We start from the raw sequence: 1523 nt of genomic DNA, 5'->3' as shown, positions 1-1523 counted from the left end.
TCAACGTGGACAAGGCCGGTTGCAAGGCCATTGCCGTGCGTGCCGCTGAATGGGTGCGCGATTGCGCGGCCAAACAGCCGGAAACCCACTGGAGCTTCCAGTATTCTCCGGAAACCTTCAGTGCCACCGAAACCGATTTCGCCATCGAAGTCATCGATGCGGTGAACAACGTGTGGCGTCCGGATCAGGGCCAGCGGGTGATCATCAACCTGCCCGCCACCGTGGAAGTGAGTACTCCCAATGTGTTCGCCGACCAGGTTGAGCTGGTGCATGACAAGATTCAGTATCGCGATGACGTGATTATCAGTGTCCACACCCATGACGACCGTGGCTGTGGCGTGGCCGCTGCCGAGATGGCGGTGATGGCCGGGGCGGATCGTGTCGAGGGTACCTTGTTGGGTAACGGCGAGCGTACCGGCAACATGGATTTGGTCACCGCCGGCATGAACCTGTACAGCCAGGGGATTGATCCACAGATCGACTTCTCACGGATGAAAGAAATTGTGGCATTGGTGGAGGAGATTACCGACATCCAGACTCACCCTCGCCATCCCTATGCGGGGGATCTGGTGTTCAGTGCTTTTTCCGGTAGCCATCAGGATGCCATTCGCAAATGTCTGGCCCGTTATCAGGAAGGGGATATCTGGACAGCGGCCTACCTGCCGATTGACCCGGCCGATGTGGGACGGCGTTACGAGGAAGTGGTGCGCATCAACTCCCAGTCCGGCAAGGGCGGGGTCGCTCACGTGCTGGAGCGGGATTTCGGTATCGACTTGCCCCGTTGGTTGCAGCAGGAGCTGGCTGGCGTGGTGCAGGGCGATGCGGAAGAAGACGGCGGCGAGATCACCAGCGAGCGGGTGCATCGTCGTTTCAATAGCGACTATCTGAACGTCCCCATGGGCTGGGTGTTGCGCTCTTACGACCTGAACCGCAGTAACGAACAGGTGCAGGCGCAGATCAGTATTGGTGATGACAGCCAGCCGGTGACATTGTTGTCCGGCCGTGGAGACGGCGCCATGTCGGCACTGGTCGATGCCCTGAATCGGCGCATTGGCGGCGAGGTGAAAGTGGTGTCGTTCGATGAATACTCGTTGGGCGATAACACCGAAGCCAATGCCATGGCCTGTGTGCGCGTGCAGGTAGGCGACACCACCCAGAGTGCCGTGGCCATGGCGGCGGACACTACCGCTGCTGCCTTGCAGGCGATTCTGTCTGCGGTGGGCCGGGTGCAACAAGCTAGTGAGCAGTTAGCGGCAAATAGTTAAAGAGTCCCTGAGGCACGCCCAATATCCCTGATTTTCTGTGGGAAGCGATGCTTGCATCGCGAAGAAGCCGGGGCGCAGGGTTCACGTTGTCCGTCGGGTTGCGCCTTTAAGGCTAATCGGACCTGCAGGCTAGATGTCTTCGTCATGCAAGCATGACTTCCCACGACCCGGTGCTATTTTGATGACGTTGTGCGAAGCGCGGCTTTCATGGTGAGGGGCCTTGAGCATGAGGCGATTCAGTCCCATTAGGTGCCGTCG

The 1523-nt window shown here is 59.1% G+C and carries 1 protein-coding gene; it reads left to right on the top strand.

Features of this window, described 5'->3' with window-relative positions; all coding sequences use genetic code 11:
- A partial coding sequence (locus tag A3754_RS23710) for a 2-isopropylmalate synthase (RefSeq protein ID WP_063521519.1) occupies positions 1–1265 on the top strand: 1265 nt, incomplete at its 5' end.
- Positions 1266–1523: the final 258 nt, after the last annotated feature.

The sequence above is a fragment of the Alcanivorax sp. HI0083 genome (assembly GCF_001635175.1).
This window is presented reverse-complemented; position numbering and strand designations above follow the sequence as displayed.